The sequence below is a fragment of the Glycomyces tenuis DSM 44171 genome, from assembly GCF_000427885.1.
In the GTDB taxonomy this organism is placed as follows: domain Bacteria; phylum Actinomycetota; class Actinomycetes; order Mycobacteriales; family Micromonosporaceae; genus Glycomyces; species Glycomyces tenuis.
The window spans coordinates 386,237-404,940 of record NZ_ATYW01000003.1; the positions used below are offsets into that span (position 1 = coordinate 386,237).

22 protein-coding genes are annotated in these 18,704 nt (G+C 70.3%); 14 read left to right on the forward strand and 8 right to left on the reverse strand.

What is annotated here, in order from left to right:
* The first annotated feature begins 60 nt into the window (after nucleotides 1–60).
* The 10 genes from YWW_RS35775 (at nucleotide 61) to YWW_RS0106835 (ending at nucleotide 7,908) form a co-directional block, all read left to right on the forward strand.
* Entirely contained in the window at nucleotides 61–282 is a 222-nt protein-coding gene (locus YWW_RS35775; RefSeq protein ID WP_026929523.1) for an AtpZ/AtpI family protein, read from the forward strand.
* A 27-nt stretch (nucleotides 283–309) separates the two neighbouring features.
* Entirely contained in the window at nucleotides 310–1,119 is an 810-nt protein-coding gene (atpB, locus tag YWW_RS0106795; protein WP_026929524.1) for a F0F1 ATP synthase subunit A, read from the forward strand.
* Between the two features lie 90 nt (nucleotides 1,120–1,209).
* The gene (locus tag YWW_RS0106800) at nucleotides 1,210–1,419 is read left to right on the forward strand and encodes an ATP synthase subunit c family protein (protein WP_026929525.1); all 210 of its coding nucleotides are present in this window, start codon (nucleotides 1,210–1,212) and stop codon (nucleotides 1,417–1,419) included.
* A gap of 18 nt (nucleotides 1,420–1,437) precedes the next feature.
* Nucleotides 1,438–1,986, forward strand: a complete 549-nt coding sequence (locus YWW_RS0106805) for a F0F1 ATP synthase subunit B (RefSeq protein WP_425402683.1) — start codon at nucleotides 1,438–1,440, stop codon at nucleotides 1,984–1,986.
* Complete coding sequence (locus YWW_RS0106810) at nucleotides 1,986–2,807, forward strand: F0F1 ATP synthase subunit delta (protein WP_051325461.1); 822 nt, start codon at nucleotides 1,986–1,988, stop codon at nucleotides 2,805–2,807. Before YWW_RS0106805 ends, YWW_RS0106810 begins: the two co-directional genes overlap by 1 nt.
* Before the next feature lie 35 nt (nucleotides 2,808–2,842).
* Nucleotides 2,843–4,477: a F0F1 ATP synthase subunit alpha gene (gene atpA / locus YWW_RS0106815; RefSeq protein ID WP_026929528.1), complete on the forward strand. Its 1,635-nt coding sequence runs from the start codon at nucleotides 2,843–2,845 to the stop codon at nucleotides 4,475–4,477.
* Nucleotides 4,478–4,479: 2 nt separating this feature from the next.
* On the forward strand, nucleotides 4,480–5,418 hold the full coding sequence (locus YWW_RS0106820; RefSeq protein WP_026929529.1) for a F0F1 ATP synthase subunit gamma: 939 nt from the start codon (nucleotides 4,480–4,482) through the stop codon (nucleotides 5,416–5,418).
* Nucleotides 5,419–5,420: 2 nt separating this feature from the next.
* On the forward strand, nucleotides 5,421–6,848 hold the full coding sequence (atpD, locus tag YWW_RS0106825; protein WP_026929530.1) for a F0F1 ATP synthase subunit beta: 1,428 nt from the start codon (nucleotides 5,421–5,423) through the stop codon (nucleotides 6,846–6,848).
* Nucleotides 6,849–7,084: 236 nt separating this feature from the next.
* The gene (locus tag YWW_RS33820) at nucleotides 7,085–7,501 is read left to right on the forward strand and encodes a MarR family winged helix-turn-helix transcriptional regulator (protein WP_051325462.1); all 417 of its coding nucleotides are present in this window, start codon (nucleotides 7,085–7,087) and stop codon (nucleotides 7,499–7,501) included.
* A gap of 38 nt (nucleotides 7,502–7,539) precedes the next feature.
* Nucleotides 7,540–7,908: a DoxX family protein gene (locus YWW_RS0106835; RefSeq protein ID WP_026929531.1), complete on the forward strand. Its 369-nt coding sequence runs from the start codon at nucleotides 7,540–7,542 to the stop codon at nucleotides 7,906–7,908.
* Between the two features lie 4 nt (nucleotides 7,909–7,912).
* On the opposite strand, the gene YWW_RS0106840 is transcribed toward YWW_RS0106835, so the two are convergent.
* Nucleotides 7,913–8,464, reverse strand: a complete 552-nt coding sequence (locus YWW_RS0106840) for a hypothetical protein (RefSeq protein ID WP_155829977.1) — start codon at nucleotides 8,462–8,464, stop codon at nucleotides 7,913–7,915.
* Nucleotides 8,465–8,576: 112 nt separating this feature from the next.
* On the opposite strand from YWW_RS0106840, the gene YWW_RS0106845 reads away from it, so the two are divergent.
* The gene (locus YWW_RS0106845) at nucleotides 8,577–9,275 is read left to right on the forward strand and encodes a response regulator transcription factor (RefSeq protein WP_026929533.1); all 699 of its coding nucleotides are present in this window, start codon (nucleotides 8,577–8,579) and stop codon (nucleotides 9,273–9,275) included.
* Nucleotides 9,272–10,546 carry a HAMP domain-containing sensor histidine kinase gene (locus tag YWW_RS0106850; protein WP_026929534.1) on the forward strand — a complete coding sequence of 425 codons (1,275 nt, stop codon included), beginning with the start codon at nucleotides 9,272–9,274 and terminating at the stop codon, nucleotides 10,544–10,546. The genes YWW_RS0106845 and YWW_RS0106850 overlap by 4 nt, the downstream gene beginning before the upstream one ends.
* 218 nt (nucleotides 10,547–10,764) lie before the next feature.
* Here the strand turns inward: YWW_RS0106850 and YWW_RS28785 are convergent, their stop codons facing one another.
* The 4 genes from YWW_RS28785 to YWW_RS28790 form a co-directional block, all read right to left on the reverse strand.
* Nucleotides 10,765–11,541, reverse strand: a complete 777-nt coding sequence (locus YWW_RS28785) for a VTC domain-containing protein (RefSeq protein WP_051325463.1) — start codon at nucleotides 11,539–11,541, stop codon at nucleotides 10,765–10,767.
* On the reverse strand, nucleotides 11,541–12,140 hold the full coding sequence (locus YWW_RS0106860; RefSeq protein WP_026929535.1) for a DUF4956 domain-containing protein: 600 nt from the start codon (nucleotides 12,138–12,140) through the stop codon (nucleotides 11,541–11,543). The genes YWW_RS28785 and YWW_RS0106860 overlap by 1 nt, the downstream gene beginning before the upstream one ends.
* A 142-nt stretch (nucleotides 12,141–12,282) precedes the next feature.
* Nucleotides 12,283–13,191: a glycosyltransferase family 2 protein gene (locus tag YWW_RS0106865; RefSeq protein WP_026929536.1), complete on the reverse strand. Its 909-nt coding sequence runs from the start codon at nucleotides 13,189–13,191 to the stop codon at nucleotides 12,283–12,285.
* Complete coding sequence (locus YWW_RS28790; protein WP_245595367.1) at nucleotides 13,184–14,200, reverse strand: sulfotransferase; 1,017 nt, start codon at nucleotides 14,198–14,200, stop codon at nucleotides 13,184–13,186. Before YWW_RS28790 ends, YWW_RS0106865 begins: the two co-directional genes overlap by 8 nt.
* Before the next feature lie 123 nt (nucleotides 14,201–14,323).
* Here YWW_RS28790 and YWW_RS0106875 point away from each other — a divergent pair, with 123 nt between their 5' ends.
* Complete coding sequence (locus YWW_RS0106875) at nucleotides 14,324–15,139, forward strand: WecB/TagA/CpsF family glycosyltransferase (protein ID WP_051325464.1); 816 nt, start codon at nucleotides 14,324–14,326, stop codon at nucleotides 15,137–15,139.
* A 34-nt stretch (nucleotides 15,140–15,173) separates the two neighbouring features.
* Nucleotides 15,174–15,431 carry a hypothetical protein gene (locus tag YWW_RS28795; protein ID WP_035697984.1) on the forward strand — a complete coding sequence of 86 codons (258 nt, stop codon included), beginning with the start codon at nucleotides 15,174–15,176 and terminating at the stop codon, nucleotides 15,429–15,431.
* 107 nt (nucleotides 15,432–15,538) lie between these two features.
* Here YWW_RS28795 and YWW_RS0106885 read toward each other — a convergent pair whose 3' ends face one another.
* From YWW_RS0106885 to YWW_RS0106895, 3 genes are read right to left on the reverse strand one after another with little or no spacing between them, the layout of a single operon-like run.
* Nucleotides 15,539–16,270, reverse strand: a complete 732-nt coding sequence (locus YWW_RS0106885; RefSeq protein WP_026929538.1) for a class I SAM-dependent methyltransferase — start codon at nucleotides 16,268–16,270, stop codon at nucleotides 15,539–15,541.
* A gap of 21 nt (nucleotides 16,271–16,291) precedes the next feature.
* On the reverse strand, nucleotides 16,292–17,749 hold the full coding sequence (locus tag YWW_RS28800; protein WP_051325465.1) for a lipopolysaccharide biosynthesis protein: 1,458 nt from the start codon (nucleotides 17,747–17,749) through the stop codon (nucleotides 16,292–16,294).
* A complete protein-coding gene (locus tag YWW_RS0106895) occupies nucleotides 17,737–18,621 on the reverse strand; it encodes a sulfotransferase family protein (RefSeq protein WP_211228454.1) in 885 nt (294 codons plus the stop codon). The genes YWW_RS28800 and YWW_RS0106895 overlap by 13 nt, the downstream gene beginning before the upstream one ends.
* Between the last annotated feature and the right edge of the window lie 83 nt (nucleotides 18,622–18,704).

Here is an 18,704-nt window from a genome sequence, read left to right on the forward strand (position 1 = left end):
CTCACCTGGGACAGCCCGGCGCTCGTTTGCCACGCACGTCCTGTTAGAGTTCATCCCGACATGGCCGACAGGAAATCCCCCGATGACAAGCCACAGCCCGACGGTTCGGAAATGGGCTGGCGCGCTCTGGGATATCTCTTGTCCGGCATCATCTTCTGGGGTGGTGTCGGCTATCTCGTCGACCTGTGGCTCGGACTGCCCAAAGTCGGGCTCCTGGTAGGGATGCTTGTCGGTGCTGCAGCGGGTATGTACCTGCTGATCAAGCAGATGTCAAAGTTATGACCGACACTGACTGAGAGGCGTGACTCGGTGACCGACTCAGCCAAGGTGCTGGCCGAAGAACTGCACTTCCCGCCCGGGACCGACAGCTTCAATTTCCGGGACTGGTTCCCGGGATTGAGCGATACGGCGCTGGCCAACGTGTTCACGACCATCACCTTCGCGGTGTGGCTGACCGTCGCCATCCTCATCGTGTTCTTCCTGTGGGCCTACCGCAAGCCCCAGATCGTCCCCACAAAGCGGCAGTGGCTCGCCGAGTCGGCGTACGGATTCGTGCGCGACACGGTCTCCGTCGAGGTCCTCGGCAAGAAGGAGGGCGTGCGTTTCGCCCCCTATCTGACCTGCCTGTTCCTGTTCGTCGTGCTGATGAACTTCTGGGCGATCGTGCCCTTCGTGCAGATCTCCCCGAACTCCCACATCGCCTTCCCGGCCACGCTCGGCATCCTGTCCTGGGTGATCTACAACTACGTCGGCATCAGGAAGCACGGCTTCCTCGGCTACCTGAAGATGACCTGCGTGCCGCCGGGCGCCCCGGTCTTCATCTACCCCCTGCTGATCCCGATCGAGTTCCTGCAGAACCTCATCCTGCGGCCGGTCACCCTCGCGCTGCGACTGTTCGCCAACATGTTCGCCGGCCACCTGATCCTCCTGGTCTTCATCCTCGGCGGCTTCACGCTGCTCCAGTCGGACAACCTCTTCATCCAGGGCGTCTCGGTCGTCTCGTGGGCCTTCGGGATCGCGATGACCTTCTTCGAGCTCATCGTCATCCTCTTGCAGGCCTATGTCTTCACCCTGCTGACGACCCTCTACATCCAGGGATCCCTCGCGGACGAACACTGAGTTCGCTCTCGCCCCCACCATTCAGATTTCGAATTGAACAAATCGTGCGCGTGACGGACACGCCACGCTGACACCTAGGAGAAAAACGCCATGGAAGGCAGCCTCAACGTCATCGGTTACGGCCTCGCCGCTATCGGTCCGGGCATCGGTGTTGCCCTCGTCTTCGCCGCGTGGATCACCGCCACCGCCCGCCAGCCCGAGTCCGCGGGTATCACCCGCCCGATGCTGTTCATGGGCTTCGCGCTGGTCGAGGTTCTGGCCCTGTTCGGCCTGGTCCTCGCCTTCGTCTTGCCCGTATAGCCGAACGTTAACGGAGCGATCATGATTCACGCCGCCGAAGGAGGGGCCGGGATCCTCATCCCGGTCTGGCAAGAGATCGTCGTAGGGGCGATCGCCTTCGGTCTGCTGTGCTTCGTGCTCATGAAGTTCGTCTTCCCCCGCATGGAGAAGACCTTCGAGGCACGAGTCGACGCGATCGAAGGAGGCATCGAGCGCGCTGAGAAGGCCCAGGAAGAGGCCAATCAGACGCTCGAGGAATACCGCCGCAAGCTCGCCGGAGCCCAGGAAGAGGCCGCCGCCATCCGCGACGAGGCCCGGGCCGACGCGGTCGCGGCCAAGGAGGAGATCCTCGTCTCCGCCCGCGAGGAGGCCAACCGCATCATCGCGGCCGGTCACGCCAACGTCGAGGCCTCGAGGCAGCAGCTCGTCCGCGAGCTGCGCAGCGAGGTCGGCAACCTGGCGGTCGACCTGGCCGGGAAGATCATCGGTCAGCGCCTGGCCGGTGAGACCGCCACCGAGCAGACCGTCGACCGGTTCCTCGCCGAGCTGAACGACGACACCGCCAGCGAAGCGAGCGGAGCACGCTGATGTCGACGACTGGACGCGAAAGCATCGAGGCCGGTCGCGCGGCCCTGGAGGCGTTCGCCGCCGGGGCCACGGCCGAGCAGCTCACCGAGTGCGGCCAGCAGCTGCTGGACGTGACGCGGTTCCTCGTCGACCAGCCTCGGCTGCGTCGCGCCCTGTCCGACCCCGCCCGCGAGGCGGACGACCGGGAGGGCCTGGTCAGGCGGCTCATCGCCGACCAGGTCGGCGCGGCCGCGACCGACATCACCGCCGCGCTGGTGCGCGGCCGCTGGGGCACCCCCGGCGAGCTCGTCAACGGCTGCGAGCAGCTCGCCGTCGAAGCCCTGCTCGCCGCCGGAGCGAAGGAGGGCACCCTCGCCGACATCGAGGACCAGCTGTTCCGCTTCGGGCGCCTGGTTGACGGAGACGCCGAACTGTCGTCAGTATTGGGTGCGACGGGCTCCGACCCGAAAGGCCGGGCCGCCCTGGTCGAGCGCCTGCTCGACGGCAAGGCCGAGCAGGTGACGGTCGAGCTGGCCGTCGCCGCGTGCCACGGCATCGGCGGGCGCGGCTTCCACGCCTCGCTCGAACACCTCGTCGAGGCCGCTGCTGCGGCCCGCGACGAGGCCGTGGCGTACGTGACCGTGGCGAAGCCGCTCGACGAGTCCGGTGAGCGCAAGCTCGCCGCCAAACTCAGCCTCGTCTACGGCCGTCCCGTCGGCGTCAAGATCACCGTCGACCCCGCGGTCGTCGGAGGCATCCGGGTGCAAGTCGGCTCGGACCTGTGGGACGGCAGCGTCTCACGCCGCCTCGACGAAGCCCGCCAAGCCTTGGCCGGACGCTGAATCCAGCCGGTAACCAAAGAAAGGGAAACGTTCAGATGGCTGAATTGACCATCTCCTCAGACGAGATTCGTAGCGCGCTCGACGACTACGTCTCGTCGTACCGGCCGGAGATCTCACGTGAAGAGGTCGGTACCGTCACCAGCGCCGGCGACGGCATCGCGATCGTCGAGGGCCTGCCCTCGGCCATGGCCAACGAGCTCCTCGAGTTCGAGAGCGGCGTCATGGGCCTGGCCCTCAACCTCGACGTCCGCGAGATCGGCGCCGTCCTCCTGGGCGACCCGGTCAAGGTCGCCGAAGGCCAGAGCGTCAAGCGCACCGGCAAGGTCCTGTCCGTGCCGGTGGGCGACAAGTTCCTCGGCCGCGTCGTCGACGCCCTGGGCAACCCCATCGACGACCTCGGCGAGATCGAGTCCGAGGGCGACCGCGAGCTCGAACTCCAGGCGCCGAACGTCATGAGCCGCCAGCCGGTGAGCGAGCCGGTCGAGACCGGCATCAAGGCCATCGACGCGATGACCGCGATCGGCCGCGGCCAGCGCCAGCTGATCATCGGCGACCGCAAGACCGGCAAGACCCAGGTCTGCGTCGACACGATCATCAACCAGCGCGCCAACTGGGAGTCCGGCGACCCGAAGAAGCAGCTGCGCTGCATCTACGTCGCGGTCGGCCAGAAGGGCTCGACCGTCGCCGGCATCAAGGCCATGCTCGAAGAGCACGGCGCGATGGAGTACACCACCATCGTCGCGGCCAACGCCGACGAGCCGGCCGGCCTGAAGTACCTGGCCCCCTACACCGGTTCGGCCATCGGGCAGCACTGGATGTACGGCGGCAAGCACGTCCTCATCGTCTTCGACGACCTGTCGAAGCAGGCCGAGGCCTACCGCACCGTGTCGTTGCTGCTGCGCCGCCCGCCGGGCCGCGAGGCCTTCCCCGGTGACGTGTTCTACCTGCACTCCCGCCTGCTGGAGCGCTGCGCGAAGCTCTCCGACGAGCTCGGCGGTGGTTCGATGACCGGCCTGCCGATCATCGAGACCAAGGCCGGCGACATCTCGCAGTTCATCCCGACCAACGTCATCTCGATCACCGACGGCCAGGTCTTCCTCGAAGAGGGCCTGTTCAACTCGGGTGTGCGTCCGGCGATCAACGTCGGCACGTCCGTCTCCCGCGTCGGCGGCGCCGCCCAGACCAAGGGCATGAGCTCCGTGGCCGGCTCCCTGCGACTCGACCTCGCCCAGTACCGCGAGCTGGAGGCCTTCGCGGCCTTCGCCTCCGACCTGGACGCGGCCTCGAAGGCGCAGCTGGACCGCGGCCTCCGGATGGTCGAGCTGCTCAAGCAGGGCGTGGCCGAGCCGCTCCCGATGGGCGAGGCGACCATCTCGATCTGGTCCGGCGTCTCGGGTGAGCTCGACGACATCCCGGTCGGCGAGGTCCGCCGCTTCGAGAGCGAGTTCCTCACCTACATGCGGGCCAACCACGCCGATCTCATCGCGACGCTGAACGAGGGCAAGGAGAAGGTCAAGGGCGAGCTCGCGGACAGCCTCAAGGCCGCCATCGCCAAGTTCAAGCGCATGTTCAACGCCCAGGCCGACGATCTCAACGTCACCGACGAGCCCGAGACGGCGCTCGAAGGCGACGTCGACGTCGAGACCGTCAAGCGCGTCAAGAGGGGTTAGCCATGTCAGCGCAGCTTCGTACGTTGCGGAAGCGGCTGAAGTCGACCCAGTCCATCAAGAAGATCACCAAGGCGCAGGAGCTGGTCGCGACCAGCCGCATCGCCAAGGCGCAGGAGCGGGTCGCGGCGTCGCTGCCGTACGCCCGGGCCATGACCTCGGTGATGACCTCGCTGGCGTCGAACGCCTCGATCAACCACCCGCTGCTCCAGCCGCGCGAGACCGTGCGGCGGGCCGGGGTGCTGGTGGTCACCGCCGACAAGGGCATGTGCGGGGCGTACAACGCCAACGTGGTCAAGACCGCCGAGCAGCTGATCACGCGCCTGGCCGAAGAGGGCAAGCGGCCCGTGCTGTACGTCACGGGCCGCAGGGGCGTGGAGTACTACCAGTTCCGCGGCCGCCCGATCGAGGCGTCCTGGACCGGGTTCTCGCAGAAGCCGACGGTCGCGGACGCGCGGGAGATCACCAGGACGCTGCTCACGGCGTTCATGTCCGGCGCCGACGACGACGGTGACGATCCGGGCGAAGACGGTATCCTCGGAGTGGACGAACTGCACATCGTCAACACCAAGTTCGTCTCGCTGCTCACGCAGTCTCCCGAGCCGCGCCAGCTCGCGCCCCTGGAGGTCGAAGAGGTCGAGGAGCACGAGCTCGACGAGCACGTGCTGCTGCCGGACTACGAGTTCGAGCCGAACCCGGAGGCGCTGCTCGGCGCGCTGCTGCCGAAGTACCTGACAACCCGCATCTACGCGGCGTTGATCGACTCCGCGGCGAGCGAGTTGGCGGCCAAGCGCCGGGCCATGAAGGCGGCCACGGACAACGCCGAAGAATTGATCAAGACCCTGCGGCGGAGCGCGAACGCGGCGCGGCAGGCGGCGATCACGCAGGAAATCAGCGAAATCGTGGGCGGGGCCAGTGCCCTTTCCGCCGCAGGAAAAGAGTAACGATGACTGACACTGATGGAGTGGGACGCGTCGTACGGGTCATCGGGCCGGTCGTCGACGTCGAATTCCCGCGCAACGCCATTCCGGCGATCTTCAACGCGCTGCACGTCCGGATCGGGCAGGGCGAGGAGTCGACGCGGCTCACCATGGAGGTCGCGCAGCACCTGGGCGACAACCAGGTCCGCGCGATCTGCATGGCCCCGACCGACGGCCTGGTCCGCGGCGCCGAGGTGACCGACACCGGCGCCCAGATCCAGGTCCCGGTCGGCGACGGCATCAAGGGCAAGGTCTTCAACGCCATCGGCGAGTGCCTCAACCTCGCCGAGGGCGAGGAGCTCGAGGCCGAGGACCACTGGAACATCCACCGGCACGCCCCCGAGTTCGCGCAGCTGGAGCCGAAGACCGAGATGCTGGAGACCGGCATCAAGGTCATCGACCTGCTCGCGCCGTACGTCAAGGGCGGCAAGATCGGCCTGTTCGGCGGCGCCGGCGTGGGCAAGACGGTGCTCATCCAGGAGATGATCATCCGCGTCGCCCAGAACTTCGGCGGCTCCTCCGTGTTCGCCGGCGTCGGCGAGCGCACCCGTGAGGGCAACGACCTCATCATCGAGATGGACGAGTCGGGCGTGCTCGACAAGACCTCGCTGGTCTACGGCCAGATGGACGAGCCGCCGGGCGTGCGCCTCCGCGTCGCCCTGTCGGCCCTGACGATGGCCGAGTACTTCCGGGACGTCAAGAACCAGGAGGTGCTGCTCTTCATCGACAACATCTTCCGGTTCACCCAGGCCGGCTCCGAGGTCTCGGCCCTGCTGGGCCGCATGCCCTCGGCCGTGGGCTACCAGCCGACCCTCGCCGACGAGATGGGTGAGCTCCAGGAGCGCATCACCTCGCTGCGAGGCAAGGCCATCACCTCGATGCAGGCCGTGTACGTCCCCGCGGACGACTACACCGACCCGGCGCCGTTCACCGCGTTCACCCACCTGGACGCGACGACGAACCTGGAGCGGAAGATCTCCGACAAGGGCATCTACCCGGCGGTCGACCCGCTCGCCTCGAACTCCCGCATCCTGGAGCCCGAGGTGGTCGGCAGCGAGCACTACGCCGTCGCCAGCCAGGTGAAGCAGATCCTGCAGAAGTACAACGACCTGCAGGACATCATCGCGATCCTCGGTATGGACGAGCTGTCCGAGGAGGACAAGCTGATCGTCGGCCGGGCCCGCCGCATCGAGCGGTTCCTGTCGCAGAACACCTACGCGGCCAAGCAGTTCACCGGTGTCGAGGGCTCCTACGTCCCGGTGAAGGAGACCGTGGAGGCGTTCAAGAAGATCGCCGAGGGCGAGTACGACCACTTCCCCGAGCAGGCGTTCTTCATGTGCGGTGGTCTCGACGACCTCCACAAGAACGAAGAGGAGCTCCGCAAGAAGGGCTGACCCTTCCGGCGGAGCGACGACCGCGGCCCCGTTCCTCGGATGAGGAGCGGGGCCGCGGTCGTCGTGTGAGTCGACGCTTTCCCGGCGCGACCGGTGCGGTGCCGCCGCGATCTCGTGAACCAGGCGGTGAGCGCCGCAAGGTCTTGACGCGGGGCGGCATGACCTGAGATACTTGATGTCATCAATTATCGACCTTGTCTACGGATGATGACATCAACCATCTCGGGAGGGCCAGGGTGACCGAAGCGAGCAACGAGTTCTTCGCCACCATGTACGTCTTCGCGGAGCGGCTGCGCGACGACTACGAGACGGCGGCCGCGGCCGCCGATCTGACCGCGTCGCAGGCGATCGTGATCGGTCTGCTCTCCGAACCGCTGCCGATGGGCGACCTCGCCGCCCAGCGGCACTGCGACCCGTCCAACATCACGGGCCTGGTCGACCGGTTGGAGGACAAAGGGCTGGTAGCTCGTTCCCCTCACCCCACCGACCGTCGAGTCAAGCGGGTGGAGCTGACCCCTGAAGGGCGGCGGCGTCTCGCCCGGTTCCACGAGGAGCTGTCGCGCGTCTCGTGCCTCAACGACCTGACCGCCGACCAACGGCGTCGACTGCTCACCTCGGTGCCGTCACTGGAACCGGAAACCACCGACCGATAGACCGTCGCGAGCCTCTCCGTTCGCTGAGGAGCAACATCATGTTCATTGCCACCGTCGTTTGCAGTGCGCTTCTAGGGCTGGCCTTCCTCGGAAGCGGCCTTATGAAAGCGATCGGGAAGCCCGACGTCGTAGAAGGACTCGGACGGCTCGAGGTGAGCCCGCCCCTGGTGCGAGCGATCGGCGCGCTCGAGGTCGCCGGAGCGGTCGGCGCCCTTGTCGGCCTCGCCGTCCCGTGGCTGGGCATCGCGGCGGCCGTCGGCCTCGCGCTCTTGATGATCGGTGCGATCGGTTTCCACGCGCGCGCCGGGGACTACAGCGACCCCAAGCTCCGCGGACCCGCCTTCATGCCGATCGTCCTGCTTCTGCTCGCGGCCGCGACGGCGATGTCGCGCTTCCTCAGCATTTGAGTGACTAGTCGTCCCCGCTGTCGTCGTCGTCATCGTCGTCATCGCCGCCGCTGGTGTGGATCGAGGACTGCGGCGCGCCGTCGACGCAGGCGATGGTGTACTCGAATTCGCTGGCGCCCTCGAACTCGATCTCGGCGTCCTCGCCGGGGCCCGGGTCGACCGAGGAGACCTGCCAGCCCTGCGCGGCCACCCACCACATCAGCTCGACCTGTGCTCCCGAGCACCGCGCCAGGAAGGTGCCGCCGTCGACGGCGAAGACCTCTTCGCCCGTCTCGGCGCCGCCGCTGGGGATCTCGTCGAGCTGGCCGGTCGGTTCGGGGGACGGGGAGGCCTCCTCGCCGGGCGACTCGCTCGGCGAGGCCTCGGGGGACGGCGTCCCTCCCGCGGAGGAGGAGGCCGTCGCGTCCTCCAGCGCCGCCTGCACACTCTCCTCGGACACCGGCTCGGTCGGCGGCCCCAGGGTCCCGCCCTGAGCCAGCGCCACCGCGCCGACGCCCGCGGCGACGGCGATCACCGCCGCGGCCGCCCAACCGGTCACTACCCACTGTCGTCGCATGTTCCCAGCTTGCCTCCCACGACGTTAAGAGAAGGATAAGGGCGTTCTAAGTCCGCGCCAGATCACCTCCCCGAGGTGGACCGGTGATCCGACGGCGACATAGAGTCCCTGCATGGCTCAGCTGCTCCTGATCGAAGACGACGAGCGCGTCCGCACCACCCTGCTGCGGTCCCTGCGCGACCTCGACCACCAGGTCGCCTCCGCGCCCGACGCGATGACCGGGCTGCGCGCCGCGGTCGACCACCGGCCCGACCTGGTGGTGCTCGACCTCGGCCTGCCCGACCTCGACGGCGGCGAGATGCTGCGGATGCTGCGCGGCGTCTCCGACGTCCCGGTGATCGTCGCCACCGCCCGCGACGACGAGAACGAGATCATCCGCATCCTCGGCGCCGGCGCCGACGACTACGTGGTCAAGCCGTTCACCGCCAGGCAGCTCGACGCCCGCATCCAGGCGGTCCTGCGCCGCGCCGGAGCCGTCGCGCAGGTCGAGGAGACCGTCGTGGTCGGGGGCCTGCGGATCGATCCGAGGGGTCGCTCGGCCCACCTCGACGGCAGGCCGCTCGAGCTGAGCCCGAAGGAGTTCGACCTGCTGCACTACCTGGCCTCGCGCGCCGGGGAGGTCGTCGCGAAACGGCGACTGCTCACCGACGTGTGGGACCTGCCGTTCGGCGGCGCGGACAAGACCGTCGACGTTCACCTCGCGTGGCTGCGCCGCAAACTCGGCGAGACCGCCCAGCGTCCCCGGTTCCTGCACACCGTGCGCGGCGTCGGCGTCAAACTCGTCGACCCGGCCGAAGGGGACCGGCAGTGAGGGCCCGACTGACGCTGCTCGTGGCGGCCACCGCCGCTCTCCTCCTGCTCGCGTTCTCCGTTCCGATGGCGATTCTGCTGCGCAACACCACCGCCGAGCGGACCATCGACATCGCCGAGCAGGAGGCCCAAGACCTCATTCCGTTGATCGCGTCCTCCGAGAAGGCGGCCGTGGAGTCGTATGTCGCGAACATGAACGCCTCCAGGGAATACCCGGTCACGGTGTTCTGGCCGGACGGCACGCTCATCGGCGACGAGGCGCCGCGCTCGGACGCCGTCGAACTGGCCGCCATGGGCGGCTCGCTGACCGCCGAGGCCCCGGGAGGCAGGGAGATCCTCTTCAGCGTCCAGGGCCGCCCGGAGGGCACCGCCGTCATCCGGGTCTATGTGGCCGACGGCCAGCTCACGGCCGGGCTCGGCCGCTCGCTCCTGCTGCTCGGCGCGATCGCCGTGGTCCTGCTGGGCGTCGGGCTGCTCCTGGCCTCGCGCCTGGCGCGCGTGCTGCTGGTGCCGCTGGCCGACATGGCCGCCGTCTCGAACCGCCTCGCGGGCGGCGATCTGGAGGCCAGGGCCGCCGTCGACGGCCCGCCCGAGGTGCGGAACGTCGGCACCGCGCTCAACACGCTCGCCGACCGCATCAGGGACCTCCTCGAAGCCGAACGCGAACGCGTCGCCGACCTCTCGCACCGGCTGCGCACCCCGCTGACGGTGCTGCGGCTCGAGGCCGAGGCACTAGCGAACCCGGCCGAGCGCGAGACCGTCGACGAGGCCGTCGGCGAGGTGGAGCGCGCCGTCAACGCCGCGATCCGCGACGCCCGCAACCCCGGCCCCTCGGGGGCCGTGTGCGACGCCGCGGCCGTGGTGGCCGAGCGGGTCGAGTTCTGGTCGGCACTGGCCGAGGACACCGCCCGCGAATGCCGCGTCCACCTGGCGCCCGGGCCGCTGCAGGTCCGGCTCTCGGGCGAGGAGCTGGCGGCGGCGATGGACTCGCTGCTCGCGAACGTCTTCGCCCACACTCCGGACGGGACCGCGTTCGAGGTGCGGCTGAGCCCGCGGCACGGCGGCGGGGCCGTCGTCGACGTGGTCGACGAGGGCCCCGGGCTGTCGGATCCGGCGGTGTTCGAGCGCGGCCGCAGCGAGGGCGGTTCGACCGGTCTGGGTCTCGACATCGCCCGCCGCGCGGCCGCGGCCTCGGGCGGCCAGATCTTCTTCGGCCAAGGCCCGGGAGGCGTCGGAGCCCTCATCCGCCTTGAGCTAGGGGGTGCCCTGTGAATCAGACCGGGCGTTATCCGGCCCGTTCGGCCCGCCCGTCGCCCACCGCCACCCGACATCGTGCTCGCTGCGCTCGCTCTGAAGGGAAGGCTGCGTTGTCGGGGCGACCAGATCCAACACCGGGATCTGGGCGCCCCTCCGCCCTCGTGGCGACGCTTGCGAGCCATACCTTGGCACTGCGAGCGAACAAACGGACTCGGATACCACCTCGCCCTGATTCACAGGGCACCCCCTGGGCTCACCGGACCGAACCACTCCCTGATCTCGCGGGTCCACGGGTTCGCGCGCAGCCACGGGAAGAGCACCGCCGCCGCCATGCAGTACTTGCTGACCGACACGGGCCGCGCCCCCAGCTCCCACAGCAGCCGGTCGACCGGGCCGCCGCCGCGCGCCGCCTTGACCTCCACGAGGCACAGCCGCCGCGCCGCGGCCGTTCCGGTCGCGGCGGTGCAGCTCAGGTCCTCGTCGACGGTGACGCGGGTCGCCAGGCCGAGGTTCACCAGCGTGTGCCGCCGGTAGTCGGTGCGCAGCCGCGGGGCCATGCCCGCGGGCACGCCCGTCCCGTAGGCGGACCGGAGCGTCTCGGCCAGGAAGCCGGCGGCCTCCCCGGTGAGGCGCCCGGCGTCGGCCGCCGGGTAGGGGATCCGCTGCTTGACGGTGTTCTGGCGCGAGCCCTTGAGCTTGACTTCGAAGGCGCATTCGCCGGAGTCGGCGTAGGTCCGCGAGCGGACCTTGAACCGGCGCCTGCGGCCCTGACGGTGCTGCCGGTACGTCAACAGGTCCGGGGTGTCGAAGTAGACCGACTCGTAGGCGAAGCGGCGCCGCCGGTCGATCTCCAGGCACGACCAGCCCCCGGCCTCGGCCAGGCGCTCGCGGAAGCGCCGGCAGACGGCGGGCGCGAGGAGGTACTTGGAGTCGACGCGGGTCTGGAGCGCCGCGGCGTCCACGACGGCCGCGAGGCCGATCGGCGCGAAGGCTTCGAGCCCGGTGTCCATCAGATCCTCCCGACCGGCACGGTGCGGTCGGCGGGCGAGGCGACGGGCGCGGGCAGCGGCCGGTAGCGCACGTCGACGGTCATGGTCTCGCGCACGTAGTCGGTGTCGACGACCTCGAACTTCCGGACCTCGGCGTCCAGGCGCCGCTCCAGGTCGGCCGCGAGCGCCGCCTCGCCGCGGTGGACGGTGTCGAGGATGACGATCCGGTGCCTGGACCGGTTCGCCAGGCGCGGATGGTCGGCGACGTACATGGTGGCGATGAGCAGGACGCTCAGCGAGATCATGGCCGTCGGCCGCGAGGCCCCGATCCCGTTGATGAGGCCCAGCGCCAGGGCCGTGAAGTAGTAGCCGACGTCGCGCTGGGAGATCTGGTCGGAGCGCAGCCGCAGGATCGACAGGACGCCGAACAGGCCGAACGCCAGCCCGAGGCTGACCTGCTGGGAGAGCATGAGCGCCGAGACGGCGAAGACGCCGACGTTCAGGGCGACATAGGCCAGCGCCAGGTCCGTGCGGTGGTGGCGGCGGTAGTAGATCGCGCACGCCAGCACGGTGATCGCGAACAGGTTGACGGGCAAGGCGAGTGCGAGCGCGAGACTCACGGCGTTCCTCCTCGGGGTACGTGGATGTGCTTGAGGAAGAACGTAAGTCGGCGGCCGTTAAGGAACCGATAAGCCGTGAATAAAGGGCGTCCAAAGCTGGAACCGGCAGTGCACGGCGCCCGAACGGCAAGGGGCCGAACGGTCACAGGCCGCGCCCGCGGCGGTGGAGTGCCGCCATCACCGTCGGGACGCCGACGATCCCGGCCGCGGCCGCCGCCGCGACGGCCGCCCTCGGCTCGCCCGGGTTCGACCTCGTCGCCTTGAGCGCCCAGCGCAGCGCCTCCCGGCGGTCGCCGATCGCGGCGTGCCAGCAGGCGAGCTGGCCGTAGACGCGGGCCGCGCCCGCGGGGCTGCCGTGGATCTCCGGGTGCCGGTCCAGGATCCACCGCAGCGAGGAGATCTTGGTGTCCCAGCGGGTCTCGAAGTGCGAGCCGGCCCAGTTGACCAGCGCCAACGGCGTGTCGACGTGCGCGATCGGGCGGCGCCTGGCCGCCCGCAGCAGCATGTCCCAGTCCTCGTTCTGGCTGCCCGGCGCGTCCTCGGCGACCAGCCCGAGACCGCCCATGAGCGCGGAGCGGCGGAAGACGAACGTGGAGGAGTGCAGCATCATCATCCGCGAGCGGAGCAGGTCCGCGTGGCGCACCGCCGTCCGCTCGGCCAGGCGCGCGTTGCGCCGCCCCCGGTAGTCGACCTCGATCGCGGTCGTGCACATCTCCGCCTCGGTGCCCAGCGCGGCCACCTGCGCGGTCAGCTTGCCGGGGAGCCACTCGTCGTCGTCGTCGAGGAAGGCCACGAGCTCGGTCCCCAAGGCGGCGATCCCGGTGTTGCGGGCCCCGGCCAGGCCGGGCGTGCGCCGGTTCTTCACCACCCGCACCGGCCGCTCGCCGTCATCGGACGCGAGCGACTCGTCGGGCTTCGCCCGGTCGAAGACCACGACCACCTCGACCCGCCCCGGATAGAACTGGGTCAGCACCGAACGCAGGGCCGCGCGCACCTGCTTCGGCCGGTCGTGGGTCGGGATGACCACCCCGACCGAAGGCAGGTCACTCACTCGCGGCCACCTCCGCGGGCGGCTCCTCCGCAGCGGGTTCGAGCTCGTCGAGGTAGCCGTAGCGGCCCAGCAGCGGGCGCGTCAGCGTCGACACCATCCGGCGGGTGCCGTGCGCCATGTCCTCGGCCCACGCCTCGTCGGGCATGATCGGTATGCGCCCCACCGTGAACCGCATCGGGTTCCCGGCCGCCGAATGGCTCGGGCCCAGATCGGCCCAGCCGTCGCCGATGAAGTTCAGATCGGATTCGACCAGGTCGATCCCGCAGAAGCGGGCCAGTGACGCGATCACCTTGCGCGGGCGCTGGATGACCCGCTCGTAGCGCACCCGCCGCACCGGCACCCCGCGCCGGGCCAGCAGGCTGAACGCGGCGTTCTGCGCGTTCCACAGCATCGCGGCCTTGGCGGGGGAGTAGCGGGTCATCTGGTCGCCGGTGGGCGACTCGGGGCGCCGCACCTGCTTCGTCCATGAGTAGGCCACGCCGCGCGAGTCGCGCACGACGTGCAGCACCCGCAGGTCGATGTTCGGCGACCAGCGCAGGCAGTAGGCCAGCGAGGCGTGCTTGGAGGAGTCCACGATGACGCGGGCGTTCGTGTCGGCCGCCGCGGCCTGGTAGACCCGCTCGAAATAGGAGACGTACTCGCGGACCAGCCGGTGCTGGGCCGAGGCGAGCTTCTTCGCGGCGAGCGCGGGGATGTGCCGGGTGCGGTCCACGGTGGACTTGAGGGCGCTCAGCCGCGCCACGTCGACCTCGTCCCAGGAACCGAACGCGGACTCGCCGATCCGCTGCCAGAACTCGCAGTAGGAGAACGTCGCGCCGCAGGCGCACATCTCGTTGCCGAGCAGGTCCCGCTCCCACAGATGGGTGATCTCGCCCAGGGGCATCACGCCCGGCAGCTGGCCCAGCAGCCGCTCCAGGAGCGTCGTGCCGCTGCGGCCCAGGCCTCCGATGAACACCACCCTGACGGGGTTATCGGACTGCTCGGCCGTGTCGGCGATCTTGACGCTCACGGATGGCTCTCCTCTCGATTAGGACGGTCCTGTGTCGGTATAACGACTCTGGGTGGGGTCGAGGACACGCCCTGCGGTGAAAAATCCCGGAAAATGCCGCCCCTGGCCTTACGGTCTGATGGCATGGAGCGGTTCGCCCCCACGGGGCTCGGCGAGCGAGGCGACACGTCCTCGCCACGGATTCGGCTCGGCGGCATCGGCATCGACCGAGTCGACGAGCGCCAGGCCGTCGCGCGGGTCCTCGACGCGATCGAGGCGGGCCGCGGCGGGCAGATCGTCACGCCCAATGTCGACATCGTGGCCGCCGCCAGGCGCAGCCGCGAACTGCGCGCCGTCATCGAGGCCTCGGACCTCTCGGTCGCCGACGGCGCGCCCCTGGTGTGGGCCTCGAAGCTGGCCGGGACGCCGCTGCCGCAGCGGGTGGCCGGCTCGGACCTGGTGTGGAGCCTGTCGGAGGCGGCCTCGCGGCACGGGTTGAAGGTCGCCCTGCTCGGCGGCACCCCGGACGGCGCGGCCCGGCCCACCGAGCGGGCCGCGGCGGTCCTGGAGCGGCGCTACCCGGGCCTGAAGGTCGTCGGGGCGTGGTGCCCGCCGATGGGCTTCGAACGCGACGAGTCGCACTGGCGGGCCCTGGTCGACCGCTTCGAGGCGGCCGCGCCCGACCTGGTGTACGTGGGGCTGGGCTTCCCGAAGCAGGAGCACGTGATCGTGCGGCTGCGGGCGGCGGCGCCGCGCGCGTGGTTCCTCGGCTGCGGCGCGAGCATCGACTTCATCGCCGGGTACCGGCGCCGCGCCCCGGAGTGGATGCGGCGCAGCGGCGCCGAGTGGCTGTTCCGCCTGGCCTCCGAACCCCGCCGACTCGCCGGACGCTACCTCCTCAAGGACGTCCCCGAGGCACTGCGGCTCCTGTCCGAGGCCGCTCGCTCACGCCGCTCTTGACGCTCTGAGCGCACTCAGATGGCATACTTTCGACATGAGCGGTTCGGCTGTGATCAAGCTTCCAGTGGAACTGCGTGACCGGATCGCCAAGTTGGCGGAAGATCGCCGTCTGACCATCGCCGGTGCCGTCGCGCACGCACTCGATGCGGCCGAGGAGGCAGAGTTCCGGGACAAGTCCAGATCCGCTATGGGAACCCGCTCTGCGGGGGCCGGGCTGCGGCGTCAGAGCGAACGCTTCGCCCCCTCGCTCTCGGACGAACTGGAGCCGGAAGACTGGAGCGACGTGCTGTGAGACCGCGGCACGAGGCCACGCGGCTTCGGCGATTCGATCGGCCATGGGCGCAAGGACATATGCAGATCGAACTCGTTCTGCGCCGGATCCTCGGCCCGACCTGACCCTCAGCGGCGGCGGGCGACGTAGACGACGTCGGTGCACCGCTTCGACAGCGGCGAGGCCAGCACCGCGTCCGCGGCCTTCGACGCCCACGCCCACGGCCTCCGGTAGCAGCCCTGCGTGAACAGCGTGAAGCCCTGCACGCCGACCAGCTCGTAGCCGTGCCGGTCCAGCAGCGCCCGCATCTCCTCGTGCGAGAGCTCCTGGAACCACGTCGAGGAGTCCACGCGGCCGAACGCCTTGCGCAGGTGGCGCAGCGAGGCGGTGTTGCCGTGGTTCTCCACCAGCAGCAGCCCGGCGTCCGCGTCGGGCAGGGCCGCCGAGGCGAACTCCATCAACTGGTCCCGCAGCCCGGCGTCCACGTTGAGCACGAAACGGAACGCCGTCACCATCGCCGGCCGCCCCGGCACGACCTCCGGGCACGCCCCGCCGGGCCCCACCAGGTGCGAATGCCCCGGCGTGCCCAGCTCGCGGCCCTTGGCCAGCATCGCCTCCGACGTGTCGTAGCCGTGCGAGACCTCCACCAGGCCCGACAGCATCCGGGCCACCCGCCCGGTGCCGCAGGCGAAGTCGTGGTGCACCGGCGGCATCCCGAACGCGCTCGGCACGAAACCGCGCAGCCAGCCCGCCTGGCGGGCGCTGACGATCGACGAGAACGTGCCGGGCGCGTACGTCCGCTCGGCGTACTTCTCGACCGCGGACGGGTCCTGGAACACCTCGGTGTAATCGGCAGCCACGAATATCCCCCAATTGGAGCTCTAGATTCTGCGTCGGTAACGCAGCAGCGTCACCGCCCAAGCCAGGCCCGCGGCCGCGAGCGCGGCCAGCGTCCACGGCCCCCCGAGCGGGCTGAGCGACAGCGGCAGCACGCCGAAGACGAGCCCGGTCGCCGCCAGCGCCCGCCTCGTCAGCGCGCCGAACGGATGCAGACCGAAGGTCCGCCACAGCTGCGCGAGTGGAATCAGATTATTCACCACGACGGCCGCCGACCACGCGATCGCCGCGCCGACGACGCCGAGCGAAGGAATCAACAGCAGGTTCAACCCCACGTTGACGGCGAGTGAAATCGACACGTCGATCAGCTGCCACGCGGTCTTCCCGGCCATCGACAGCATCGAGTCGACCACCCCGCAGGCAGCGCTCGCCATCATCGCGGGCACCAGGATCCACACCACCGCGCGCGCCGTCCCGGTGGCGTACTCGCCGCCGAACAGCCGCAGATACCAGTCGGCGCCGATCCCCACCGCCAGGTAGACCGGCCACGTGAGCGCCACGATCCACGCCGTCGACGCCTGGTAGAGCCGCTTCGCCGACAGCGCCTCCCCGGCGGCCATGGCCGCCGCCGCGCGCGGCTGCACCGCCTGCCCGACCGCCCCGGACGCCAACTGCCCCACGATGACGAACCGCGTCGCCACCGTGTAGACCGCGGCCGGACCGAGCCCGGCCAGGGCCGCCACCAGGATGATGTCGAGGCGCTGGAGGCCGATCTGCGCCACCCCGGCGACCGCCCGCGGCGCGGTGAAACCCCAGAACGCCCGCGCCTCGACGCGGTCGGGGAAGCCCGCGTCGCCGCCTCCCCGGTGGCGCCGCCACAGGTACCACCCGGCGGCGAGCGCCGCGGGCAGGTACGGCAGCGCCCACGCGGCGGTGACCGTCAGCGCCGAGGCCGCGCCGGTCAAGGCGATCGCGGCGAGCGCCGCCAGCTGCGCCAGCGTCCGCCCGAGCTTGTCGATGAGGACCGTCGGGCCCATGAGCCGGTAGCCGCGCGTGGCCGCCAGCAGCGCCTCCAGCGCCACCGACGCGGGCAGGAAGACCGCCACGAGGCGCACCAGGTCGGGCCGCTCGAACATCGGCGCCGACGCGAACAGCGCCAGCGCGGCGGCGGCCGAGGCGAGACAGGCCGGCCACAGGCTGATCCGCAGCACCGAGCCGATCGCCGCCTCCCGGCCCACCTGGCGCAGGCGCGCGACCCAGTACACGAGCCCCGTCGGGGTCCCCAGGCGCGCCAGAGCGCCGACGACGAGGAACACCGACGTCACCGCGAAGAACGCGCCGGCGTCGGCAGGCGAGAGCGCCACGGCCACCAGCCAGGTGACCGTCAGGCCCCCGCCTCCGGCGACCACCGCGCCGACGAGGTTGACTAGGCCCCCGCGCGCGGTGCCGCGCAGCTCGGCCCGGTCGGCGGGCTCGACCCTGGCGGCGGTCAGCGTCTCCAACTCGGCGTCCCGCCCAGCCAGTCGGCGAGCCGGGCGTCGTACGGCTCGTAGTGCTCGGTCAGCCGCGCCCGCAGCGCGGGCGACATGGGCGAGGGGCGCCCGCGGGCGTTGTGCCTGGCGAAGGCGAACTCGCCGAGCCACGGCAGGCCGAGGAACCGCAGGGCCCGCTCGAAGGCGTCCTCGGGCCTGGTGAAGAACTCGCCGGAGTCGAGCACCAGGATCCGGTCGCGGCCCACCGCCTCGGCGAGCGGCTCCAGGTAGTCGGTGTAGCGCCCGCGTGCGACGTAGGCGTGGTGCTGGTGGCTGAAGCTGTAGTGCTCCGGCTCGGCGCGCAGCCGCCGCTCCTCGCCGTCGAGCCGCTCGTCCTCGGCGCCGACGGCCGCCTCGAAGTCGGCGATGTCCTCGAAGCCGCGGGCCGTCTCGTGGGCGTGGTGGGACCAGGCCCGCTCGACCGGGTCGCGGACGAGCACGATGACCTTGACGCCCGGCAGGTCCCGCGCGAAGCGCTCCGCGGCGAGCGGATGGTAGAGGTAGTACGGGCTGGACTCGAAGCCGATCGGCGCGAGCCCGGTGTGCTCGGCGATGCGGCGGGCGGCGGCCTTGGTGGGGAAGTGCGCCCGGTACCACGGCAGGCCCCGGCCGTAGGCGGTGTCGAAGTAGTGGACGCCCTTGTGGCAGACGGGTTTGAGGATCGCCGGGTGCTGGGCGAGGGCCCGGTACAGCGACGTGGTGCCGCAGCGCTGGCCGCCGCAGACCAGCAGGCCCGGCAGGATCCGGGACGACGAGGTCAGCCGCCCGAAGGTCCGAGTGGAGTGGCCGACGACGGCCTTGACGGACGTCGGGACGCGCTCCCGCAGTGTTCGCTCGCTCAAACGGTGCTCCTAATAATCCACAGTGCTCACACATCCCGCCGCGCCGCTTCGCGCATCCCGCTGCCGCGCGCCGTGCTTCATGC